3 protein-coding genes are annotated in these 2,429 nt (G+C 60.1%); all 3 read left to right on the top strand.

Translation table 11 applies throughout. The annotated features are described in order from the left end of the window. Nucleotides 1–489, top strand: a 489-nt coding sequence (locus tag BMW76_RS39960; RefSeq protein ID WP_090874164.1) for an electron transfer flavoprotein subunit beta/FixA family protein, incomplete at its 5' end; no start/stop codon positions are given. Nucleotides 490–524: 35 nt separating this feature from the next. Then, on the top strand, nucleotides 525–1,472 hold the full coding sequence (locus BMW76_RS39955; RefSeq protein WP_090874165.1) for an electron transfer flavoprotein subunit alpha/FixB family protein: 948 nt from the start codon (nucleotides 525–527) through the stop codon (nucleotides 1,470–1,472). Nucleotides 1,473–1,523: 51 nt separating this feature from the next. Next, nucleotides 1,524–2,306 (top strand): class II aldolase/adducin family protein, encoded by a 783-nt coding sequence (locus BMW76_RS39950; RefSeq protein ID WP_090874163.1) that lies wholly within the window; start codon nucleotides 1,524–1,526, stop codon nucleotides 2,304–2,306. Nucleotides 2,307–2,429: the final 123 nt, after the last annotated feature.

Genomic DNA, 2,429 nt, shown 5'->3' with positions numbered 1-2,429 from the left:
TCGAATGAAGATCTGCAGCCGCTGGCCGTTGCCAAGCTGCTGAAGGCGCTGGTCGACAAGGAGCAGCCGCAGCTGGTGATTCTCGGCAAGCAGGCCATCGACGACGACTCCAATCAGACGGGCCAGATGCTCGCCGCGCTGGCGAATCTGCCGCAGGCGACGTTTGCGTCGAAGGTTGTCGTGGCTGATGGCAAGGCGACGGTGTCGCGTGAAGTCGATGGCGGCGCGGAGACGTTGTCGCTGAAATTGCCCGCCGTGGTGACGACCGATCTGCGCCTGAACGAGCCGCGTTACGTGACGCTGCCCAACATCATGAAGGCGAAGAAGAAGCCGCTCGAAACCGTGAAGCCCGAAGACCTGGGCGTCGACGTCACGCCGCGTCTGAAGACGCTGAAGGTCAGCGAGCCGCCGAAGCGCTCCGCCGGCGTCAAGGTGCCGGACGTGAAGACGCTGGTCGAGAAGCTCAAGACGGAAGCCAAGGTGCTTTGATCAACGCGAATTTGCGGAAAGCGGAGACGAATGAAATGACGATTCTGGTAATTGCTGAACACGACAACGCGTCGATCAAAGCCGCGACGCTGAACACTGTCGCCGCTGCGCAGAAAATCGGCGGCGACATTCACGTGCTGGTTGCGGGCCACAACGCACATGCTGCTGCGGACGCGGCTGCGAAGATTGCAGGCGCCGCAAAGGTGCTGCTCGCCGATGCGCCTCAACTGGCGGAAGGCCTGGCGGAAAACGTCGAGGCAACGGTGCTGACGCTTGTGCAAGACCCGGCGAAGAACTACTCGCACATCCTTGCGCCCGCGACGGCCTACGGCAAGAACATCGCGCCGCGCATCGCCGCAAAGCTGGACGTCGCGCAGATCAGTGACATCACGGCGGTCGATAGCGCCGACACGTTCGAGCGTCCGATCTATGCGGGCAACGCGATCGCGATCGTGCAATCGGCTGACCCCGTCAAGGTCGTCACGGTGCGCGCAACGGGTTTCGATCCGGTTGCAGCGGAAGGCGGCAGTGTGTCGGTCGAGCAGATCGAAGCCGCAGCCGATGCAGGCATCTCGCAGTTCGTGAGCCGCGAAGTGACGGAGCTGGACCGTCCGGAACTGACGTCGGCGAACATCATCGTGTCGGGCGGCCGGGGGCTGGGCAGCGGCGAGAACTACACGAAGATTCTCGAGCCGCTCGCCGACAAGCTGGGCGCAGCCATGGGCGCCTCGCGTGCAGCCGTCGATGCGGGCTATGTGCCGAACGACTATCAGGTCGGCCAGACGGGCAAGATCGTTGCGCCGCAGCTGTACATTGCCGTGGGCATCTCGGGCGCGATCCAGCACCTCGCGGGCATGAAGGACTCGAAGGTGATCGTCGCGATCAACAAGGACGAGGAAGCGCCGATTTTCAGCGTTGCCGACTATGGCCTTGTTGGCGATCTTTTTGAATCAGTCCCCGCGATGGTTGCAGAACTGAAATAGCCGTTCCCACTCGTCTTCCACCGTTAATTCCCATCGCATAGAGATTCCAGCATGATTTCTACTACTGACCCGCACGTGAATCGCAAGCCCCGAAATATTTCCCAACCCGAGTGGGACACGCGCGTCCAGCTTGCTGCAGCCTATCGGCTGGCGGCCAGGTTCGACCTGACAGATCTGATCTACACGCATATCTCGGCACGGGTGCCGGGGACCACTGATCAGTTCCTGATTAATCCGCATGGCTGGTTTTTTGACGAGATCACGGCTTCATCTCTCGTGAAGATCGACGTAAACGGCAATCCGATAGGCGATGAGCGGTTTGAGGTCAACGCGGCCGGATTCACGATCCACAGCGCATTGCATCAGGCGCGTCATGACGTCGAATGCGTCGTACACCTTCACACGACCTACGGGATGGCTGTCGCCGCGATGGAATGTGGCCTCCTTCCGTTGAATCAGATCAGCATGCAGTTCTATAACCGCGTGGCGTATCACGAATATGAAGGGATCTCGCTGGTGCTGGACGAGCGCGAACGCATCGTCAAGTCGATCGGCAGGAAGGACTTTCTCATACTGCGTAACCATGGTTTGCTCACGACGGGACGTTCGGTTGCGGAAGCGTTTACACGCATGTTTTACCTGAACAAGGCGTGCGAGATTCAGGTCGCGACGCTCTCCGCCGGGCAGAAGGTGACCATTCCTTCGCCCGAAGTTTGTGAGCACGCAGCGAAGCAGCACGACGACTATGCCTATCTGGACACGGTCCATCTCGACCGCGAATGGACGGCGCTATTGCGCCTCCTGGACCGCGACGGGGGCGGCTACCGCTCGTGACGCGAACTAGGACGATGTGCCGCATCACTTAAGGCAACGCTGAACAAGCCGTTGTTTTCATCCATTCGGGCGCAAACAGAGGCAGATTGATCGTGAGAGAAGCTTTCCGCTTGTTTTTTCCTG

Source organism: Paraburkholderia diazotrophica (genome assembly GCF_900108945.1).
Classification (GTDB): Bacteria; Pseudomonadota; Gammaproteobacteria; order Burkholderiales; family Burkholderiaceae; genus Paraburkholderia; species Paraburkholderia diazotrophica.
This window is presented reverse-complemented; position numbering and strand designations above follow the sequence as displayed.